This window comes from Falsiroseomonas sp. E2-1-a4 (genome assembly GCF_051433165.1).
Taxonomy (GTDB): Bacteria; Pseudomonadota; Alphaproteobacteria; order Acetobacterales; family Acetobacteraceae; genus Falsiroseomonas.
Genome location: NZ_JBHMFS010000012.1, coordinates 94116 through 111543 on the forward strand (window position 1 = coordinate 94116; position 17428 = coordinate 111543).

17 protein-coding genes are annotated in these 17428 nt (G+C 70.1%); 8 read left to right on the plus strand and 9 right to left on the minus strand.

The window, feature by feature from the left end:
* Positions 1–61: 61 nt before the first annotated feature.
* Complete coding sequence (locus ACFHNC_RS14615) at positions 62–1162, minus strand: OmpA family protein (protein ID WP_437169960.1); 1101 nt, start codon at positions 1160–1162, stop codon at positions 62–64.
* A gap of 207 nt (positions 1163–1369) precedes the next feature.
* Here ACFHNC_RS14615 and ACFHNC_RS14620 point away from each other — a divergent pair, with 207 nt between their 5' ends.
* From ACFHNC_RS14620 to ACFHNC_RS14630, 3 genes are all read left to right on the plus strand, one after another.
* Positions 1370–2083 (plus strand): GntR family transcriptional regulator, encoded by a 714-nt coding sequence (locus tag ACFHNC_RS14620; RefSeq protein WP_437169961.1) that lies wholly within the window; start codon positions 1370–1372, stop codon positions 2081–2083.
* 60 nt (positions 2084–2143) lie between these two features.
* Positions 2144–3019 (plus strand): TauD/TfdA dioxygenase family protein, encoded by an 876-nt coding sequence (locus ACFHNC_RS14625; protein WP_437169962.1) that lies wholly within the window; start codon positions 2144–2146, stop codon positions 3017–3019.
* A 176-nt stretch (positions 3020–3195) separates the two neighbouring features.
* Positions 3196–4218 (plus strand): hypothetical protein, encoded by a 1023-nt coding sequence (locus ACFHNC_RS14630; RefSeq protein ID WP_437169963.1) that lies wholly within the window; start codon positions 3196–3198, stop codon positions 4216–4218.
* Here the strand turns inward: ACFHNC_RS14630 and ACFHNC_RS14635 are convergent, their stop codons facing one another.
* A complete protein-coding gene (locus tag ACFHNC_RS14635; RefSeq protein ID WP_437169964.1) occupies positions 4219–5307 on the minus strand; it encodes an alpha/beta fold hydrolase in 1089 nt (362 codons plus the stop codon). It abuts the gene before it with no gap.
* 73 nt (positions 5308–5380) lie between these two features.
* On the opposite strand from ACFHNC_RS14635, the gene ilvE reads away from it, so the two are divergent.
* On the plus strand, positions 5381–6292 hold the full coding sequence (gene ilvE / locus ACFHNC_RS14640) for a branched-chain-amino-acid transaminase (RefSeq protein WP_437169965.1): 912 nt from the start codon (positions 5381–5383) through the stop codon (positions 6290–6292).
* Here the strand turns inward: ilvE and ACFHNC_RS14645 are convergent.
* Genes ACFHNC_RS14645 through ACFHNC_RS14655 form a run of 3 tightly spaced genes read right to left on the minus strand, consistent with a single transcriptional unit; the run spans position 6285 to position 11535 of the window.
* On the minus strand, positions 6285–8333 hold the full coding sequence (locus ACFHNC_RS14645) for a hydantoinase/oxoprolinase family protein (protein ID WP_437169966.1): 2049 nt from the start codon (positions 8331–8333) through the stop codon (positions 6285–6287). The genes ilvE and ACFHNC_RS14645 overlap by 8 nt on opposite strands.
* Positions 8333–9922 carry a hydantoinase B/oxoprolinase family protein gene (locus ACFHNC_RS14650; RefSeq protein WP_437169967.1) on the minus strand — a complete coding sequence of 530 codons (1590 nt, stop codon included), beginning with the start codon at positions 9920–9922 and terminating at the stop codon, positions 8333–8335. Before ACFHNC_RS14650 ends, ACFHNC_RS14645 begins: the two co-directional genes overlap by 1 nt.
* Positions 9922–11535 carry a thiamine pyrophosphate-binding protein gene (locus tag ACFHNC_RS14655; protein ID WP_437169968.1) on the minus strand — a complete coding sequence of 538 codons (1614 nt, stop codon included), beginning with the start codon at positions 11533–11535 and terminating at the stop codon, positions 9922–9924. Before ACFHNC_RS14655 ends, ACFHNC_RS14650 begins: the two co-directional genes overlap by 1 nt.
* 109 nt (positions 11536–11644) lie before the next feature.
* Here ACFHNC_RS14655 and ACFHNC_RS14660 point away from each other — a divergent pair, with 109 nt between their 5' ends.
* The 3 genes from ACFHNC_RS14660 to ACFHNC_RS14670 are packed head-to-tail and all read left to right on the plus strand — an operon-like array spanning position 11645 to position 14404.
* The gene (locus tag ACFHNC_RS14660) at positions 11645–12391 is read left to right on the plus strand and encodes an SDR family NAD(P)-dependent oxidoreductase (RefSeq protein ID WP_437169969.1); all 747 of its coding nucleotides are present in this window, start codon (positions 11645–11647) and stop codon (positions 12389–12391) included.
* A gap of 57 nt (positions 12392–12448) precedes the next feature.
* Positions 12449–13996 carry a UxaA family hydrolase gene (locus tag ACFHNC_RS14665; protein WP_437169970.1) on the plus strand — a complete coding sequence of 516 codons (1548 nt, stop codon included), beginning with the start codon at positions 12449–12451 and terminating at the stop codon, positions 13994–13996.
* Positions 13997–14056: 60 nt separating this feature from the next.
* Complete coding sequence (locus ACFHNC_RS14670; protein WP_437169971.1) at positions 14057–14404, plus strand: TM2 domain-containing protein; 348 nt, start codon at positions 14057–14059, stop codon at positions 14402–14404.
* On the opposite strand, the gene ACFHNC_RS14675 is transcribed toward ACFHNC_RS14670, so the two are convergent.
* Entirely contained in the window at positions 14405–15442 is a 1038-nt protein-coding gene (locus ACFHNC_RS14675; protein ID WP_437169972.1) for a phosphotriesterase family protein, read from the minus strand.
* 72 nt (positions 15443–15514) lie between these two features.
* Between ACFHNC_RS14675 and ACFHNC_RS14680 the strand changes: the two genes are divergently transcribed.
* A complete protein-coding gene (locus ACFHNC_RS14680) occupies positions 15515–16150 on the plus strand; it encodes a DUF4189 domain-containing protein (protein WP_437169973.1) in 636 nt (211 codons plus the stop codon).
* 7 nt (positions 16151–16157) lie between these two features.
* On the opposite strand, the gene ACFHNC_RS14685 is transcribed toward ACFHNC_RS14680, so the two are convergent.
* Genes ACFHNC_RS14685 through ACFHNC_RS14695 form a run of 3 tightly spaced genes read right to left on the minus strand, consistent with a single transcriptional unit; the run spans position 16158 to position 17369 of the window.
* The gene (locus ACFHNC_RS14685) at positions 16158–16514 is read right to left on the minus strand and encodes a DUF952 domain-containing protein (protein ID WP_437169974.1); all 357 of its coding nucleotides are present in this window, start codon (positions 16512–16514) and stop codon (positions 16158–16160) included.
* A gap of 28 nt (positions 16515–16542) precedes the next feature.
* Positions 16543–16989: a cell wall hydrolase gene (locus ACFHNC_RS14690; protein WP_437169975.1), complete on the minus strand. Its 447-nt coding sequence runs from the start codon at positions 16987–16989 to the stop codon at positions 16543–16545.
* Entirely contained in the window at positions 16986–17369 is a 384-nt protein-coding gene (locus tag ACFHNC_RS14695; protein ID WP_437169976.1) for a hypothetical protein, read from the minus strand. The genes ACFHNC_RS14690 and ACFHNC_RS14695 overlap by 4 nt, the downstream gene beginning before the upstream one ends.
* Between the last annotated feature and the right edge of the window lie 59 nt (positions 17370–17428).

Consider the following 17428-nt stretch of genomic DNA (forward strand, 5'->3'; position numbering starts at 1 on the left):
CGAAAAAGGGGGGCGCCTTGCGGCGCCCCCCGTTCCGGTTGCTTTGTAGATACGTCTGCGATTAGCGCAGGACGATCTCGACGCGGCGGTTCTGCGGCTCGCGCACGCCATCGGCGGTCGGAACCAGCGGGCGGCTCTCGCCGAAGGCCTGGATGGCCATCGCGGCGCGCGGCACGCCACGGCGCTCGAGCTCGGCGGCCACGGCGGCGGCGCGGCGCTCGGACAGGCGCTGGTTGTACTGCGGCGTGCCCGAACGGTCGGCGTGGCCGGAGACCTCGATGCGGGTGGAGCCGACGCTCTGGCTGTTCGTCGCGGCCTCACCGATGATCTGGCGGGCACGGTCCGTCAGGTCGGCGCGGTCGAAGTCAAAGAACACCAGGTAGGTGCGGGCAACGGCCGGGGCGGCGGCCGGGGCCGGGGCCGGGGCCACGACCGGCGGCGGCGGCGTCACGCCGAAGGCATAGCGCAGGCCGACCATCAGGCTGTGGTTGTAGTTGTCCACATCCGTCGAACCGCGCGCCGTCCCGGAAGCGCCACCGCGAACGTCGAGGTTCGGCTGCAGCGTGCCCATGAAGCGGTATTCGGCGGTAACGGCCAGGCCGGGAACGGCGGAGACCGGGAAGGCGGCGCCGACGATCGCCTGGTAGGCGAACTGGCCATCGTCACCGTCGACCGTCGCCAGCGTGGTGCCGTTGGCGGCGCGGGCGCGGACGCTGTCATACTCATGCCACTGGTAGCCGGCGCCGACGCCGACATACGGGGTCAGGAAGCTGCCCGGGCCGAGGTCGAAGTCATACAGCGCATTTGCCATCACGCCGTAGGAGCGTGCCTTGCCATCCGCGCGGATCGGGCGGGTCGCGAAGCCGGAGATGCTGTCGACCTCGTTCTCGCGGTAGGAGCCCTCGAGCTCCACGCGGACGCCGTTGCCGTAGCCGTAGCCCAGGCTGATCACGCCGGCATAGCCGTAGTTGAAATCAACCATTCCACTGCGCTGGGCGCGGGTCGCGCCGGCTGCGGCCGGACCGGTCACCGAGATGTCCGATTCCTGAAGCAGGTTCACGCCGGCGCCGGCGCCGACATAAAAGCCGCTGATCGGCTGCGCCTGGGCGGCGAGAGGCACCGCCAGGAAGGTTGCGGCCAGGAGGGCGTTCCGAACTCGCATCAATGTAGCTCCTTGGTCCCCGGGCTTCCGGGGAAGTGGCTGGCCGGAAGAACCGGGCGCCTTGTCGAGTGCCGATCTACTCCGCAACCGCAGCGCGAGCGAGTGGCAGAAGCGGCTCGGCCGAAAGCGGCTGATGGATGTTGCCAGAGAGCAACACTCATTACCGCGAAAGTGGTTTCCGCCACGCCGTGATACGGTACGTCCCGCATGAACCACGTCGAATCGCCCTTCCCCACCCCGCCTGGCGGCCCCTGGGCCGCCCCCACCCTGACCGAGGCCGCCTATGCCCGACTCGAGGAGATGATCGTCACCCTGGACCTCGCCCCCGGCAGCGTGGTGTCGGAGGCGATTCTCAGTCGGCTTCTCGGCATCGGCACCACCCCGGTGCGGGAAGCGCTGCAGCGCCTGGCGCGGGAACATCTGGTCCAGGTCCTGCCGCGGCGCGGGGTTGTGGTCACGGGGGTGGATCTGCACCAACAGTTGCATGTCCTGGAAACCCGGCGGGAGCTGGACCGGCTGATCGCCCGCGCCGCCGCCCGCCGCGCCCGCCCGCCCGAACGCGCCGCCCTGGCCCGGCTGGCCACGGACATGACGGAGGCCGCCCGCGCCGCGGATCTGCGCGGCTTTTTGCGGCTGGATGGCCAGCTCAACCAGTCCCTGGCGCAGGCGGCCCGCAACCCGGTCGCCGCGGCATCCGTCGCCAGCCTGCATGCCGTGGCCCGGCGCTTCTGGTTCTATCACCACCGTGCGGAGGATGAGCTGATGGAGACCGCCGTGCTGCATGCCAACGTCGCCAACGCCGTCGCCGAGGGCCGGGAACAGGCCGCGGCCGACGCCTCTGACCGGTTGATGGCCCAGATGATCCACTTCGCCCGCCGCACCGTGCCCACGCTTGACCCGGATGAGGGGCCGGTGGCGTAATCTACTGGAACATACCTGGCATGCCAGCCAGAAAGGCTGGCAGGATTGGGGAGAACGGCCATGCAGGTGCAACCGATCGGCGCGGATTTCGTGGCCGAGGTCTCGGGCCTCGACCTGCGCCAGCCCCTCACCCCCGCGCAGCTGGCGGCGGTGGAGGCGGCGGCGGATCGCTACGCGGTGCTGGTGTTCCGCGACCAGGACCTGGATGACGACCAGCAGATGGAATTCGGCGCCGCGCTCGGCCCGCTGGAGCAGGAAACCGCGACGGTCGATGCCCATAAGCGCCGCCTGCGCCACGCGCAGATGAACGACATCTCGAACCTGGACGAACAGGGCCGCCTGCTGGCCGCCGATGACCGCCGCCGCATGTTCAACCTGGGCAACCGGCTGTGGCACAGCGACAGCAGCTTCAAGCGCGTGCCCGCCAAATACTCCATGCTGCACGCCCGCAGCGTGCCCCCCGCCGGCGGCAACACCGAATTCGCCGATATGCGCGCCGCCTGGGATGCGCTGCCGACGGCCGAGCAGGACCGGCTGCGGGATCTGGTGGCCGATCATTCGCTGATCTTCTCCCGTGCCATGCTCGGCTTCGGCGAGTTCACGGCGGAGGAGCGTCTTAAATTCGCCCCGGTGCCGCAGCGCCTGGTGCGCCGGCACCCCGGCTCCGGCCGCCTGTCGCTATACCTGTCCTCCCATATCGGCCGCATCCACGGGATGGAGGTGCCGGAGGCGATGGCCCTGCTGCGCGACCTGACGGAGCATGCAACGCAGCGCCACTTCGTCCACGCGCATGAATGGCGCACGCATGACCTGGTGCTGTGGGACAATCGCTGCACCCTGCACCGCGCGCGTCCCTTCGAGGATACTCGCTTCAAGCGCGACATGCGGCGCGTGACGCTGATGGATTCGGCGCCGACGCTGGAGCAGGCCGCCTGAAACGGCTGCATTCCAGGAAGTCTTGTTGCGCCTGGAGCAGCCGCGCAAACCCTGCCGCAAGCCCGCCGGTCACAGATGGCGGAGCGTGCCGCAAGCATCTGGCCGCCTCGCGCGATTTCGCCCAAGGGCAAGGACCGAGACCCCGCCCCGCCATGTGACACTACGAATGGGACGCCTTGCGAATTGCCCCGGCCGAGACCCTGCCCGACCCGAATCGGCAGGACCTGATCCAGAGCCTGCATGACCTCGGCTGGGAGACGCTGCGCCATGCGCCCGCGCCTGACCAACCCTCGGTGGAAGGGCCGCTGATCCTGGCGCATCGGGCGCATGGGGTGGCCCTGCTGGACCTGGCGCCTGACAGCCATGACCACGCGCCCGCCGCGCTGCGCCAGCGTCTGCACGCGGCGGGGGTGGAGGCGGAGAGCCTGCCCATCATCCACCGCGTCCTGGGGCCCGGCGATCGATGGCGGCTGACCGGCATCCTCGACCAGGCCTTCGCGGAGGCACCGCCGATTGATGCGCCCAGCCCGGACTGGATCCCGCAGGTGCAGGCGGCGCTGCTGCCGGTGGCGCCACCACGGCCGAGCTATGCGGCGCGACCGGCATCGCGACCGGCACGACGATCGGAAGCCGCGGCGCGGCAGGCCCATCCGCTGCTGCTGTTCTGGGGCGCCGTGGCGGCTTGCGCGGTGCTGACCATCGGCGTGCTGCAATGGCTCGGCGCGCCACCATCCGTGCCATCGCCGGAGCCCGCCAGGCCAGTTCAAGTGGCGGCACCCAGCCTGCCAACGCCCCCGCCGGGCCCTGCCGTGGCGCGGCCCGCCGGGCCTGTGGCATCCGCGCCAGGCCCGGTCGAGCCAGCGCTGCCCCTGCCGCCCCCCGCGGCACCGCCGGTGGCGACGCCGCCGCCGGAGGGCGGTGTCGTGCCACGCATTTTCGTGCACCACGTCCCCGACAGCATCGGCCCGGCTTCCGCGGTGGCGGACCGCGCGGCGCGCCTCGGCGGCAGCGTGGAAGTGCGCCCGGTGCCCTTCGCACCGCCGGGCCGCCAGGTGCGCTACTTCCGGTCCTCCGACGCTGCGTTGGCACAGCGCCTGGTGGCGGCGCTTGGCCCGGGCTGGCGGCTGCATGACCTGACGCGCTTCAGCCCGCAGCCCAGCCCCGGCACGCTGGAGGTCTGGCTGTCGGCGGAAGACTGATCAGCCGGCGACGAAATCCCGCAGCAGCGCCGCCACATGCACCGGCTGTTCCTGCTGCACCCAGTGCCCGGCGCCCGGGATCAGGTGCAGGCCGCGGAAATCCGTGCAGGATTCGGTCTGCATTTTTGCCACTGCGCCGGGGAATTGGTGGATGCCCCAATCGCTGGCGCCCGCGATGAAGGTAGCCGGCACCGTGATGCGGCAGCCGCGGAACAGCGCAAGCTCCGCCGCATTCGCGCCACCGGTGCCGCAGCGGTAGGATTGCAGGCCGCCGGCGAAGCCGGTGCGGCCGTATTCCCCGGCATAGACGGCGAGTTCCGCATCGGTCAGCCAGGGCGCCTCGTCTTCCGGCATGAAGGGCGCGACGGCTTCCGGCATCGTCGCGTGCAGCGGCATGACGTAGTAATCGGGCAGCTTCGCCAGTTCCTGCGCCGTCCAGCCGGCCAGCGCAAAGGGCATGTTGCCGGGCCAGTCGGCGCTCTTGTGGTGGTAATAGGCACGCAGGAAGGCGTGCAGGCCTTGCGGCGGGTGGTCCATGTCGGCGGCGGCGCGGCGTTCCGCGTAGTACCATTGGTAGTGCTTGCGCGGCGGGTCCAGCGTCGCCAGGGCGGCGTGCACATCGGGCGAGGACCCGCGGGCGGGCGGGCCGGCGAAGGGCGAGCTCATCAGCGCGACGCGCGTAAAGACATCCGGGCGGATCAGCGCGCACCAGGCGGCGACCGGTGATCCGTAGTCGTGGCCGACCACGGCGTGGACGGCGGCGATGCCAAGCGCCTCCAGCAAAGCGAGCTGGTCGCGCACGATGTTGGTCAGCAGGAAGGGCGCCAGCGGCTCGTCATACTCCGCCGACCAGCCGGTGGTGCGGCCATAGCCGCGCAGGTCCGGCGCAATCACGTGATAGCCCGCGGCGGCCAGCGCCGGCATCACCTTGCGCCAGGAAAAGGCGAGTTCTGGAAAGCCGTGCAGCAGCAGGATGGCCGGCTGCCCCGCCTGCCCGGCTTCCAGCACATGCACGGCCAGGCCGTTGCAGCCGGGGATGATGCGGGCGCGCAGGCCCTCGGGCAGCAGCGTCGGGTCGAGTGGCGTCATCGGGTTCTCACTGTCTTGCCGGTGGTGATCGGGCCGCGCACACTCGCCGGGACGTCGCGAGGGAACACGCCGCATGTGGCACGCCCACACCATCATCCACAACGGCCAGGCGATCCCCTTCGCGGAGGCGCGGATTCATCCGCTGGCCGTCGGCGTCGCCTATGGCGTGGCGGTGTTCGAGGGGCTGCGCGCCTATCGCAACCCGGAAGATGGCAGCTTCAGCGTGTTTCGGCTGGATGAGCATCTGGCGCGGCTGCAACAGGGCATGAAGGTGATGCGCTTCGATGCGCCGCCGAGCACGCAGACACTGCGCGATGCCGTGCTGGAGGTGGTGCGGCTGAACGCGCCGGATGAGGATGCCTACATCCGCCTGCAGGCGCAGATCGAGACGATCGGCACGCTGGCCAGCACCGGCCCCGTCGGCTGGGTGGTGGCAGCGTTGCCGCGGGAACGTTCGGCGAAATTCGCCAGCGGGCTGGCCGCCACCGTGTCCTCCTGGACCCGGATCTCCGACAACGCCATGCCGCCGCGCATCAAGGCCTCGGCGAACTACCATGCCAGCCGGCTGGCCAATCTTCAGGCGCGGGCCGATGGTTATGACAGCGCGCTGCTGCTGACGCAGCGCGGCAAGCTCTCGGAGGCCGCGGCCGCCTGCATCTTCCTGCTGCGCGACGGTGTGCTGGTGACGCCGGGCAAGTCCAGCGACATCCTGGAAAGCGTGACGCGTGACACGGTGCTGGTGCTGGCGGCGGAGGCCGGCATTCCGGTGGAACAGCGCGACGTGGACCGGACGGAGCTGTATGTGGCTGATGAGGTCTTCCTCTGCGGCACGGGGCAGGAGCTGGTGGCGGTGACCAGCGTGGACCGGCTGCCGGTGGGCGATGGCAAGCCGGGCGCGGTGACGCAGCGTTTGCAGGCGGCCTATGAGGCGGTGGTGCGCGGCACCACCAACGCGCATCCGGAATGGCGCGCCGCCGTCAGTTGAATTCGACCACGAGGTTCAGCGCCGCATCGACGCTGGCGCGGGACCCGGGCGGCAGGACCAGAGTGCTCTCGCGCTCTTCAACCAAGGCCGGGCCGGCCAGCGTGTCGCCCGGGCGTAGCGCCGTGCGGTCATGCACCGCAGCTTGCACGAAGCCGGTGCCGAACCAGGCCGGGCGCGTGCCTTTCAGGGATTTTGCGGCGCCTGCGCGCGGGCGCGCCAATTCCAGCTTCGGCGTCGGGCCGGCGACGATGACGCGCCAGCCGACCGTCTCCACCGGCAGGGTGGGTTCGGTGCGGCCGTACAGGCGGCGGTACTCGGCCTCAAAGGCCGTGCGCAGCGCATCGCGGTCCAGCGAGGCGACCTCCGCCTCCACCTGGTAGCCCTGGCCGGCATAGCGCATCGCGGCGATGCGGCGGATGGTGATCTCCGTGACGCCGGCCTCCGCCACCATGGCGCGGCCTTCCACCTCCATCTCCGCAAGCATGGCGCGCAGCCGGTCGAGATCCAGCGTTGCCAATGGCGCGACCATGGCGCGCAGATGCGCGAAGGAGATCGGCGCGGCGAGGAACCCGAAGGCCGAGGCGACGCCCGCGCCGGGTGGCGAGATCAGCTTCGGCAGACCAAGCTTCATGGCGATGGCACAGGCATGCACCGGGCCAGCGCCGCCGATCGGCACCATGGTATAGCCCTCGATCCGCCGCGCCTTTTCCAGCGCATGCACGGCGGCGGCCTGCGCCATGGATTGGTTCACCGTCTCATGCACCGCCCAGGCCGCCTCCAGCGCGGAGAGGCCGAGCGGGGTGCCGATATGCTGCGCAATGGCGCGTTCCGCCGCCGCGACATCCAGCGTCATGTCGCCGCCGAGGAAGCTGTCGGGTGCCAGGTAGCCGAGTAGCAAATCCGCATCCGTCACCGTGGGCAGCGTGCCGCCCAGCCCGTAGCAGGCGGGCCCGGGATCGCTGCTGGCGCTGTCGGGGCCAACGCGGATCAGGCCGAGGCGATCGACGCGGGCGATGGAGCCACCGCCAGCGCCGATCTCGATCATCTCGATGACCGGTACCTTCAGGGGAAACCCGCTGCCTTTTCGGAAGCGGTCTACTCGGGAAACTTCGAAATCCAGGCTGCGCTGCGGTTCGCCACCATCGATCAGCGCGGCCTTGGCCGTGGTGCCGCCCATGTCGAAGCAGAGGATGTCGGCGGCGCCGGCGGATTGACCGATGACGCGCGCGGCCTGCACGCCACCGGCGGGGCCGGATTGCACCAGGCGGATCGGGTGCCGCGCCGCCACATTTTCACGAACCGTGCCGCCATCCGAGAGCATCAGGAACAGCGGGCCGGTGAGGCCGGCGCCGCGCAGGCCGTCACCGAGGCGCGCCAGGTAGCGTTCGAAGACCGGCTGCACATAGGCGTTGCAGATGGTGGTGGTGCCGCGCTCGTACTCGCCGATTTCCGGCACGAGATCGGAGGACAGGCACAGTGTCAGCTCCGGCGCCTCCTGTTTCGCGAGCTCGGCCAGACGGCGTTCATGCACGGGGTTCAGGAAGGCGTGCAGCAGGCAGATGGCCAGCGCCTGCGCGCCACCATCGCGCAGCGCACGGATGGCCTGGCGCGCGGCGTCCTCATCCAGTTCCGTCAGAACGGTGCCATCGGCGCGCAGCCGTTCCGGCACGCCGAGGCGCAGGCGGCGGGGCACCAGCGGATCGGGGCGGCGCATGAACAGGTCGTAGGTGTCGTGGCGCAGTTCGGTGCCGATTTCCGGCACGTCGCGAAAGCCTTCGGTGGTGAGGAAGCCGGTCGGGACGCCGCGGCGTTCGATCAGCGCATTGGCGACGAGGGTGGTGCCGTGGATGACGTGGCGCACCTCGGCGGGGGACACGCCATGCTGGGCCAGCAGGCCCGCGATGCCGGCGAGCACGGCCTGTTCCGGCGCATGCGGCGTGGTCAGAACCTTGCCGTTCAGCAGGCGGCCATCGCGCGTGTCGAGCAGCACGAAATCGGTGAAGGTGCCGCCGATATCGACGCCGATCTGCCAGGGCTGCATCACAGGTAGCCCTCGGCTGCGTCGTGGTCTCGCGCTGTGGCGCTGCGGTCCGCGGGCGGGCCGAAGCCGCCACCGCCGGGGGTCTCGAAGACCAGCGTGTCGCCGGGGTGCAGGACCAGCCGCGCTTTGGCGGCCACCTGCGTGCCGTTCAGCAGGTCGCGCCCGCCCCGACCCGCCTCGCCGCCCAGCAAACCGCGCGGCGGGTGCTGCACGCGTTCGTGGCGGTAGGTGGCGGTGACGGGCTTGTCGCCCATCACGCGGAAGCCAAGGCGCTGGCCCAAGCCGCCACGCATCGCGCCATCGCCGCCGCTGCCGGGGATCAGCGATTTCTCGGTGATCAGCATGGGCGCCGCATTCTCGAACTGCTCCACCGGCTGGGTGGCGACGTTGGAGGGGAAGGACAGGCAGGCGGCGCCGTCATGCGACGCTGCGGCGCCATGGCCGCCATTCATGAAGAACATGCGGACATAGCGGCGGCCATCGGCGTGCTCGCCGGTGAAGTACACATTCCACAAGGGGCTGCCGGATTCGGCGACGACGCGATCCGGGATCAGCTTGCCCAAGGCCGACAGCACCAGCATCGGCAGGTAATGGCCCGTCAGGTGCCGCCCCCAGACCGGCGCGGGGCGGCGCGGATTGACGATGGAGCCCTCCGGCGCAATCAGCGTGATCGGCCGGAAGCAGCCATCATTGTTCGGCGTCGTCGGATCGAAGGCGCATTTCACCGCGTAGTTGGAATAGGCACGGGAGAAGTTGATCGGCGAATTCACCGGGCGCGCGATCTGCGCATCCGTGCCGGTGAAATCCAGCGTGAGCTGGTCGCCCTTCACCTCAAGCCGCAGGCGGATGGTGACGGGGTGTTCGAAGCCATCGGCGGTGACCTCATCGAACACCTCGCCATCCGGCACCGCGGCGATCGCCTCCCGCATCGCGCGTTCGGAACGGGCGAAGATTTCGGCGGACAGCGTATCCGCATCGGCGATGCCTTCCTCCGCCAGGATGCGCAGCAGACGTGGTGCGGCCTGGTCGTACATGGCGAATTGCGCGCGCAGATCGCCGATCACTTCCTCCGGCAGGCGCAGATTGGCTTCGAGGAAGGCGAAGACGTCCTCATTCTCCACACCGCCGCGCAGGATGCGGGCGACGGGGATGGTGAGGCCCTCCTCCCAGGAATCGCGCGCCTCCACGCTGGGGGCGCCGCCGATATCGGTGGCGTGGAAGGTGCTGCCGATCCAGGCCATGATGCGGCCGGCGTGGAACACCGGCTTGACCATGGTGATGTCGTTCAGATGGCCGGTGCCGAGATAGCCGTCATTCGAGATCAGCACATCGCCATCCACCAGGCGTTCCGCCGGGATCTTCCGCAGCATCGCCGCCAGCGTCACCGGCATGGTGCCGACGAAGCTGGGCACGGAGCGGGAGGATTGGGCAAACTGCCGGCCGGTGCTGTCCATCAACCCAACGGCCATGTCCCAATTATCGCGGACCACGGACGAAAAGCTGGTGCGGACGAAGGCCTCGGCGGCCTCGTCCATCAGGCCGGCGATGCGCGCCCAGGCGGTGCCGAGGCGAAGCGCGGAGATCGACATCAGCCGCGCATCGCCTGCAACTGCGCGGGGTAGCCGGCGGGGTTGACCTGCACGTCGATCAGGCTCGGCCCGTCCACGGCGAAGGCGGCACGGAGCGCCTCGCGGTAGCCCTCGGGCGTGTCGGCATGGAAGCCGCGCACGCCAAAACCTTCTGCCACCTGGGCGAAGTTCGTCGGCGTGAAGGCAACGCCGGCGGGCGCAAGCTGGCGCTGCTGCTGCTTGATGTCGATCAGCGACAGCGCGCTGTCATTGAACACCACCGTCACCAGCTTCGCGCCGGTCTGCGCCGCCGTGGCCAATTCGCCGACGCACATCATCAGCCCACCATCGCCGGTGAAGGCGATGCCACCCCGCGCCGGGTCATGCAGCGCCGCGGCCAGCGCCGCCGGCAGCGCGAATCCCATGGAAGCCAGGCCGTTCGAGATCAGCAGGTCGCGCGGCGCCTCGCATTGCCAGAAGGCGGTGGCGGAGAACATATGCGCCCCCGCATCCACCGCCACGCGCGGCGCATGCCCCGCCGCACGCGCTTCCTGCTGCGCCAGGCGCACGATGTCGGGCGGGGAGACACCGCCCTGCCCGCGCCATTCCAGCGCCGCCAGCGCATCGGTGCGCAGCTTTGCGATCTCCGCCACGGTCCAGTCCGACGGCTTCGGCCGCAGCGTGGCCAGGCTGTCCGCAATCGCACCATGCAGCGCCGCCTTCGGCTGGGCGTAGCGCACGGGATGCGGTCGCAGCGCCACGTCGAGAATCGGTGCGGTATAGCGCCAGGGCTGCAGGATCAGCTCCACCGGGTCCAGCCCGACCTGGATGATCAGGTCCGCGGCGCCGACGCAGGGTGCTTCCAGCGATCCGCCGGTGAACAGCCCGGCATAGAGCGGATGCGCATCCGGCATCACGCCCTTCGCCTTGTAGGTGACCAGCACGGGGCAGCCCAGTGCCTCCGCCAGTTGGCGCAGTGCCGCGGTGGCTTGGGCTTCCGCCGCTTCCAGCCCGACCAGGATCACCGGGCGCCGCGCCTGCGCCAGCAGTGCCGCGGCATCACCTATCGGCGGCGCGGGCGCAGGCTCCGCGGCGCGCGGCGGGGCGGGCAGCGCGGTGCGGCGCGCGGCCTGGCCGGTCAGGTCCAGATGCACGGCGCCGCGCGGGGCGGCGAGCGTCAGGTCCAGCAGCGCGCCGATTTCTTCGGCCGGTGCCTCACCCTCAGCACGCGCATAGCCCTTGGCAATGGCCACCGTCGAAGCCTGCTGGTCGAAGACCTGATGCGTGACATAGGCGAGTTGCGCGGGCGTGAAGCCATCCGACAGCAGCAGCAGCGGCGCGCGTTCCAGCATGGCGCAGGCCAGGCCATTGGCGGCGTTGGAAACGCCCGGGCCCTTCGTGGTCATCACCACGCCCGGCGCGCCGGTCAGTTCCGCATCCGCCAGCGCCATCATCGCCGCATTGGCTTCCTGCCGCGCCAGGATGAAGTCGATGCCAAAGCGCGGCGCCGCCGCGATCACATCGAGCGAGGACCCGCCGCCGGGCACGCCCCAGATGCGCTTCGTGCCGCGCTGGGCCAGCGCGGCCAGCAGCGCCTCCGCCACCGTCCGGGTCTCCGCCTGGGCTTCGGGCATGATCTGGATACTCCCACCTTGGCCCATCATCTGCACCGGCCGGGGCGGCTTGCCAAGCCATGCGCGGATGGCCTCTGCTGGGGGCCGAACGTATCAAGGAGACGGGGTCATGGCGGATTTCACGGGCAAACGCGTGCTGGTGGCAGGCGGGTCGCGAGGTATCGGGCGCTCCGTCGCGCTGGGCTTCGCCCAGGCGGGTGCCGCGGTTTCCATCTGCGCCCGCGACGCCAAGGCGCTGGAGGCGACGCGGGCGGAGATTGCGGCGCTCGGCGTCACAGCGCACGCCACCTCCGCCGATCTCGGCGTGGCGGATCAGGTGACGGGCTGGGTGGACCAGGCGGCGCAGGCGCTGGGGGGCGTCGATGTGCTGGTGAACAACGCCAGCGGCTTCGGCGCGAAGGATACCGAGGAGGATTGGGCGCGCGGGCTGAATGTGGACGTGATGGCCACGGTGCGCGCCAGTCGCGCCGCCACGGCGCATCTGAAGGCCAGTCGCGGGTCCATCGTCAACGTCTCCTCCATCTCCGGCTTCCGGCCCTCGCTGAGGACGCCCGCCTATGCGGCGGTGAAGGCGTTGCTGGTGAACTACACGTCCAGCCAGGCGGCCGCGTTCGGGCCGGATGGGGTGCGGGTGAATGCGGTGGCGCCTGGTTCCATCGAATTTCCGGGCGGGTCCTGGGAACAGCGACGCAGCAGCGATCCGGCGCTGTACAACCGCATCCTGAGCCTGATCCCCTTCGGCCGCCTCGGCACGCCGGAGGAAGTGGCGGAGGTGGTGCTGTTCCTGGCAAGCCCGGCGGCGCGCTGGGTGACGGGGCAGACCATCATCGTCGATGGCGGCCAGATGCTCGGGTAGCGCGGGCTGACAGGCGCGGTGGAACATGGTGAATTGGGGAAAACGGAGACGCCCCCAATGATCGACCTGAAAGCCAAGCGCCTGAACGGCCCCGTCATCCGCCTGCACCCGGACGACAATGTGGTGGTGGCGCGGATCGATATCGAGCCGGGCACATCGATCCCCGGCGAGAACATGCTGGCGCGCAACGCGGTGCCAGCAGGCTACAAGATCGCCACCACGCAGCTTCGCAAGGGTGACCCGGTGCTGAAGTACCAGGTCACCATCGGCTTCGCGGCGGAGGATATTCCCGCCGGCACCATGGTGCATGCCCACAACATCGATTTCCGCGAATTCGACCGCGACTACGCGATCGGCCGTGACTACCGCCCTGTGGAGATGATCCCGGAGGATCAGCGCAAGACGTTTGAGGGCTACGTCCGCGCCGATGGCCGCGTCGGCACGCGCAACTTCATCGCCGTCGTCTCATCCGTGAATTGTTCCGCCACCGTGTCCCACGCCGTGGCGGATTGGTTCACGCCGGAGCGGATGGCGGAATGGCCGAATGTGGATGGCGTCGCTGCTTTCACCCATTCCACCGGCTGCGGCATGGAATTATCGGGAGAGCCGATGCAGCTGCTGCGCCGCACCCTCGGCGGCTACATGCGCCACCCGAATGTGGCCGGCGTGGTGGTGATCGGCCTGGGGTGTGAGCGCAACCAGATCGCCGGGCTGCTGGCCGAGCAGGGGCTGACGCCGGGGCCGCTGCTGCGGTCGCTGGTGATGCAGGAAGTCGGCGGCACGCGCAAAAGCATCGAAGCCGGCGTCGCCGTGGTGAAAGAGATGATGGCGGAGGCCAACAAGGCGACCCGCGAAACCGTCTCCGCTGCGCATCTTTCCGTTGGCCTGCAATGCGGTGGCTCGGATGGCTTTTCCTCCATCACGGCAAATCCGGCGCTGGGGGCGGCAATGGATTTGCTGGTGCGCCACGGCGGCACCGCCATCCTGTCCGAAACGCCCGAGATCTACGGCGTCGAGCACACGCTGACGCGCCGCGCCGTCAGCCAGGAGGTCGGTGAGAAGCTGATCGAGCGCATCCGCTGGTGGAAGGATGTCTACACCCCGGGCCGCGACACGCAGATCAATGGCGTGGTCAGCCCCGGCAACCAGGCCGGCGGCCTTGCCAACATTCTCGAGAAGTCGCTGGGGTCTTCGATGAAGGGCGGCACCGGGCCGCTGATGGACGTGTTCCGCTATGCCGAGCCCATCACCACCAAGGGCTTCGTCTTCATGGACACGCCAGGCTTCGACCCGGTCTCTGCCACCGGCCAGGTCGCCGGCGGCGCGAACATGATCGCCTTCACCACCGGCCGCGGCTCGATGTATGGCGCGAAGCCCGTGCCCTCCGTGAAACTCGCCACCAACACGCCCATGTTCCGCCGGCTGGAGGAGGACATGGACATCAATTGCGGTGAGATCCTGGACGGCACCGCCAGCCTGTCCGAGATGGGCGAGCGCATCCTGGACCTGCTGCTGCGCACGGCCTCCGGCGAGCCGACGAAAAGCGAGCAGCTCGGCCTCGGCAAGCATGAATTCGCGCCGTGGCAGATCGGCATCACCGGCTGATCGCTTGACCCGGCGGGCGGGCGGGCCGATGCAGGTCCACCCGCCCCGGAGTGCCCCGTGATGTCCAGCAGCCTGCCACCTTCCGGCCCGTCCCGCGACGCCGTCAATGGCCCCTCACGCGACGCCGTCGCGATGATGCAGTACGACTCCGCCAAGAAGACCGCGCTGCTGGCCTATCTGCTGTGGTTCTTCCTCGGCTATTTCGGCGCGCACCGCTTCTATCTCGGCCGCATCGGCTCCGGCATCGCCATGCTGTTGATCTTTTTGGTGTCCTTCCCGCTGGCCTATGTGCTGATCGGGATGCTGGGCTTCCTGGTGATCTTCATATGGTGGCTGGTCGATGCCTTGCTGATCCCGGGCATCGTCGCGCAGCACAACGCGGCGCTGATCGCACGATTGCAGCGCTGATCACCCCTGCAGGGTCAGCAGACGCCGCGGCGTCTCCACCAGGATCGCGTCCAGCTCCGCCTGCGAAAAGCCGCGTTCGCGCATGAAGGGCACGATGTTGCGGAAGATGTGGCCGTAGCCATGCCCGCCGAAGCTGCGTAGCCGGGTCAGGCGGCAGATATCCTGGCTGATCACCAGCTGCGCCCCATGGCCACGGTCCACCAGTCGGCGCATCATGTCGATGCGCGTGCCGTCATTCGGCATGTTGATCGGTGCGAAGGACCAGTAGGCATGCTCGTAGCCGAACAGGTCGAATTCCAGCACGCAGCCGGTATCGGCCAGCGCGAACAGCCGGTCGTCGTCGAAGATCGTGCGGTCCACATGGTCGATGATGGTACGGGGAATGTCGCCGCCGTGGGCGCGCAGGAAGGCGATGATCTCCGCCGGCTGGTCCGGATGCACGCCGGGATGGATGGTCAGCGCCGCGCCGGTTTCCTGCTGCGCCAGCACGGCGCCGGCCATCACCCGGCGCTCCAGCTCGGTCCAGGGCGCGGAACAGCCGATCTCGCCGATGATGCCGGCGCGCACATCCGTCCCCCAGGCGCCGTGGCGGAGGGCGGCCACCATCTCGGCGGCGAAATCCTCCACGCTGCGGGCGTGGTTGGCGGGGTCCTGGAAATCCTCGACGTAATGGCCGCAGCCCATGACCATCTGCACGCCGGTGCGGCGGGAGACCTCCACCAGCCCCTCCGGGTCCGGCGCCAGGCCACCGATGGTCATCTCCACCATGCTGGCGCCGCCCTCGGCGCGGAACATCTCCAGCTCCGCCACCGCCAGGGCGCGGTCCAGCATCACCGTCTTGCCGGCATGCGGGTGGCGCCCGTAGTCGATGTCGTAGCGGCTTTGCAGGGTGATGGGCTGCACCAGCTCGGGCCGGCTGGCGATGGCCTGGCGCAGGCTGGGCGGGGTGATGTCGCACAGCACATGCTCATGCATCAGGGTCGGACCCAGGCTCTCGGGCGCCACCGCGCCCAGCACCGTCTGCACGAAACCCGCCATCCGCCCTGCCCCCGAAATCCCGCCGGCTGCCAGCCTGCGGCGCCAAATGCGACCGCGCAAGCCGAGGGGGCCGTGACCTCGCCCTGGCGCCGCGCGGTGCGCCTTGCGCTGCTCGCCCTGCCCCTGCTGGCCATGCCCGGCACCGTGCTGGCGCAGGGTGGCCAGCCGCCCAGCCAGGCCTGCCGCCGCCAATGCGAAGCGCAGATCCAAGGCAGTGCGCCGCGGGACATGCAGGTCTGCCTGATCCGCTGCAGCGCGGCGGAGGATTTCCTGGCGCGCCAGAGACGGGCCGGCACGCCCGAGGCCAGCGGCCGGGGTGCGGCACCAGGAGGCCGCGACACGGCAGCGCGCGGCGCGCTCAGCCTGGTGGCTTATGCGGGACCGTTGCCCGCCACCGGCCTCGCCATATCGCGCCGGGTGGACCGGCCCACCGCGCATCGTACCGCACAGTGGGACTGCTACCGCCGCAGCGGCCAGCGCGCCTGCCGCCTGCTGATGGAAACGGAGCAGCGCTGCATCGCCGTGGCGCGCAGCGTCCGGGGGCTGGGCCTGGTCATCACCAATGACCCGAACACCTATCAGGTGCTGAGCTACGGCGTGGGTGACGGACCGGACACGGCCACGGCGCAAGGCGTCGCGATGCGGGATTGCGCGGCGCGCCAGCAACCAGGCACCATCTGCCGGATGGCCATGAGCCGCTGCGGCTGAGGCCGGCTCAGGGGATCCCCGCCGGAAATCCATGCCGCCCATCGGGGCCCAGCGGCAGCCTGGTGGCCGAGAGAACGTTGGAAAGCAGCAGTTTCCCATAAAGATGCGGGAAAAGGCCGGGCCGGCTGCCACCCGCGGCTGCCTCCCAGCGCAGCGCCTCGCCCAGCCGCGCGGCGTCGGCCTCGACCAGCCACAGATCCGCAATGCCCGCGCGGTGCTTGGCCGCGCTGGCGCGCAACTGGCCTGCGGTGGAGAAGTGCAGGTAGCCGTCGCGCGCATCATCGGCGCTGCCGGCATAGGCGCCGGCCAGCTCCGCGGCGCGCCAATCGGCCTCCCGGACCATGGTGTAGATGCGGTCTTCCATGCGGCGCCCCTGCCCTTGCGCAGCCGTTTCAGCCGAGCAGCCGGTAGAATACAAGGCCGCCGACCTCCGCCGTCGGCACCTGGCCGATCGCCCAGCGCGGCAGTGCATCCGCGGCGTGGTAGTGCGTCGCACCCCGCGTCGCATCCGGCAGCGCGCCGGCCAGGGCGCGGGCGGCGATGCGGCGGCAGACGGCGAAGGCGGGGTCCTCCACCACGCCGGGCGCCTGCATGGCGGCGCGGCGCGGGTGCTGGGGGTGCCAGCAGGCGAATTGGAAGGGCGCGCGGCAGATGGCGGCGACGTCGCCGCCCAGATGCTGCGGCCCGCCCGGGGCGCGGGCCAGGCGCAGGCGGTTCATCACCACGGCCGCCACACCCTCCATCCCGCGCACCGGGCGGTGCCCGGCCTCCCCCCACAGGGTCAGCTCCAGCACGCCGGCGGCGCTCGGCCGGGGCGGGCGGTTCAGCGCGGCGCTCATTGGCCCACCTCCGTCTCGGCGCGGGCGCCGAAGCCCATCTTCCGGTTCGGCATGGACTGGCCGGCGATGGCCGTGGCCGTGGTCGCGGCGCGGCTCACCTCATCCAGCTTTTCCTCGATCCGCAGCAGTTGCAGGGATAGGCGCGAATCGAGGTCGCGGATCAGTGACAGCGGCACATAGGTGCGCGCCACCTCCAGCTTGAAATCCACCAGTTCGTCGCGCGAAGGGCCGGGCTGGGCCATCGGCGGCGCAGCGCTGGGCGGTGCCTCCGGCCGCGCCTGCAGCTCCCGCCGCAGCAGGAAAATCATCCAAAGCATCAGCCCGGCCAGCGGCGCATCGGCCAGCGCGGCCGCCAGTTGGGGCGGGATCTCAGGGATCATCGGGGGAAACTCCTTGAAGGGGGGCGGCGGGGGGGCCACCCTGGGGGCGCCGCGATTAC

Excerpts from the sequence above, each read along its gene's own strand:
- ACFHNC_RS14615 (WP_437169960.1), bottom strand. The coding sequence starts at position 1,162 with ATGCGAGTTCGGAACGCCCTCCTGGCCGCAACCTTCCTGGCGGTGCCT.
- ACFHNC_RS14620 (WP_437169961.1), top strand. The coding sequence starts at position 1,370 with ATGAACCACGTCGAATCGCCCTTCCCCACCCCGCCTGGCGGCCCCTGG.
- ACFHNC_RS14625 (WP_437169962.1), top strand. The coding sequence starts at position 2,144 with ATGCAGGTGCAACCGATCGGCGCGGATTTCGTGGCCGAGGTCTCGGGC.
- ACFHNC_RS14635 (WP_437169964.1), bottom strand. The coding sequence starts at position 5,307 with ATGACGCCACTCGACCCGACGCTGCTGCCCGAGGGCCTGCGCGCCCGC.
- ilvE (WP_437169965.1), top strand. The coding sequence starts at position 5,381 with ATGTGGCACGCCCACACCATCATCCACAACGGCCAGGCGATCCCCTTC.
- ACFHNC_RS14645 (WP_437169966.1), bottom strand. The coding sequence starts at position 8,333 with ATGCAGCCCTGGCAGATCGGCGTCGATATCGGCGGCACCTTCACCGAT.
- ACFHNC_RS14650 (WP_437169967.1), bottom strand. The coding sequence starts at position 9,922 with ATGTCGATCTCCGCGCTTCGCCTCGGCACCGCCTGGGCGCGCATCGCC.
- ACFHNC_RS14655 (WP_437169968.1), bottom strand. The coding sequence starts at position 11,535 with ATGCCCGAAGCCCAGGCGGAGACCCGGACGGTGGCGGAGGCGCTGCTG.
- ACFHNC_RS14660 (WP_437169969.1), top strand. The coding sequence starts at position 11,645 with ATGGCGGATTTCACGGGCAAACGCGTGCTGGTGGCAGGCGGGTCGCGA.
- ACFHNC_RS14665 (WP_437169970.1), top strand. The coding sequence starts at position 12,449 with ATGATCGACCTGAAAGCCAAGCGCCTGAACGGCCCCGTCATCCGCCTG.
- ACFHNC_RS14670 (WP_437169971.1), top strand. The coding sequence starts at position 14,057 with ATGTCCAGCAGCCTGCCACCTTCCGGCCCGTCCCGCGACGCCGTCAAT.
- ACFHNC_RS14675 (WP_437169972.1), bottom strand. The coding sequence starts at position 15,442 with ATGGCGGGTTTCGTGCAGACGGTGCTGGGCGCGGTGGCGCCCGAGAGC.
- ACFHNC_RS14685 (WP_437169974.1), bottom strand. The coding sequence starts at position 16,514 with ATGGAAGACCGCATCTACACCATGGTCCGGGAGGCCGATTGGCGCGCC.
- ACFHNC_RS14690 (WP_437169975.1), bottom strand. The coding sequence starts at position 16,989 with ATGAGCGCCGCGCTGAACCGCCCGCCCCGGCCGAGCGCCGCCGGCGTG.
- ACFHNC_RS14695 (WP_437169976.1), bottom strand. The coding sequence starts at position 17,369 with ATGATCCCTGAGATCCCGCCCCAACTGGCGGCCGCGCTGGCCGATGCG.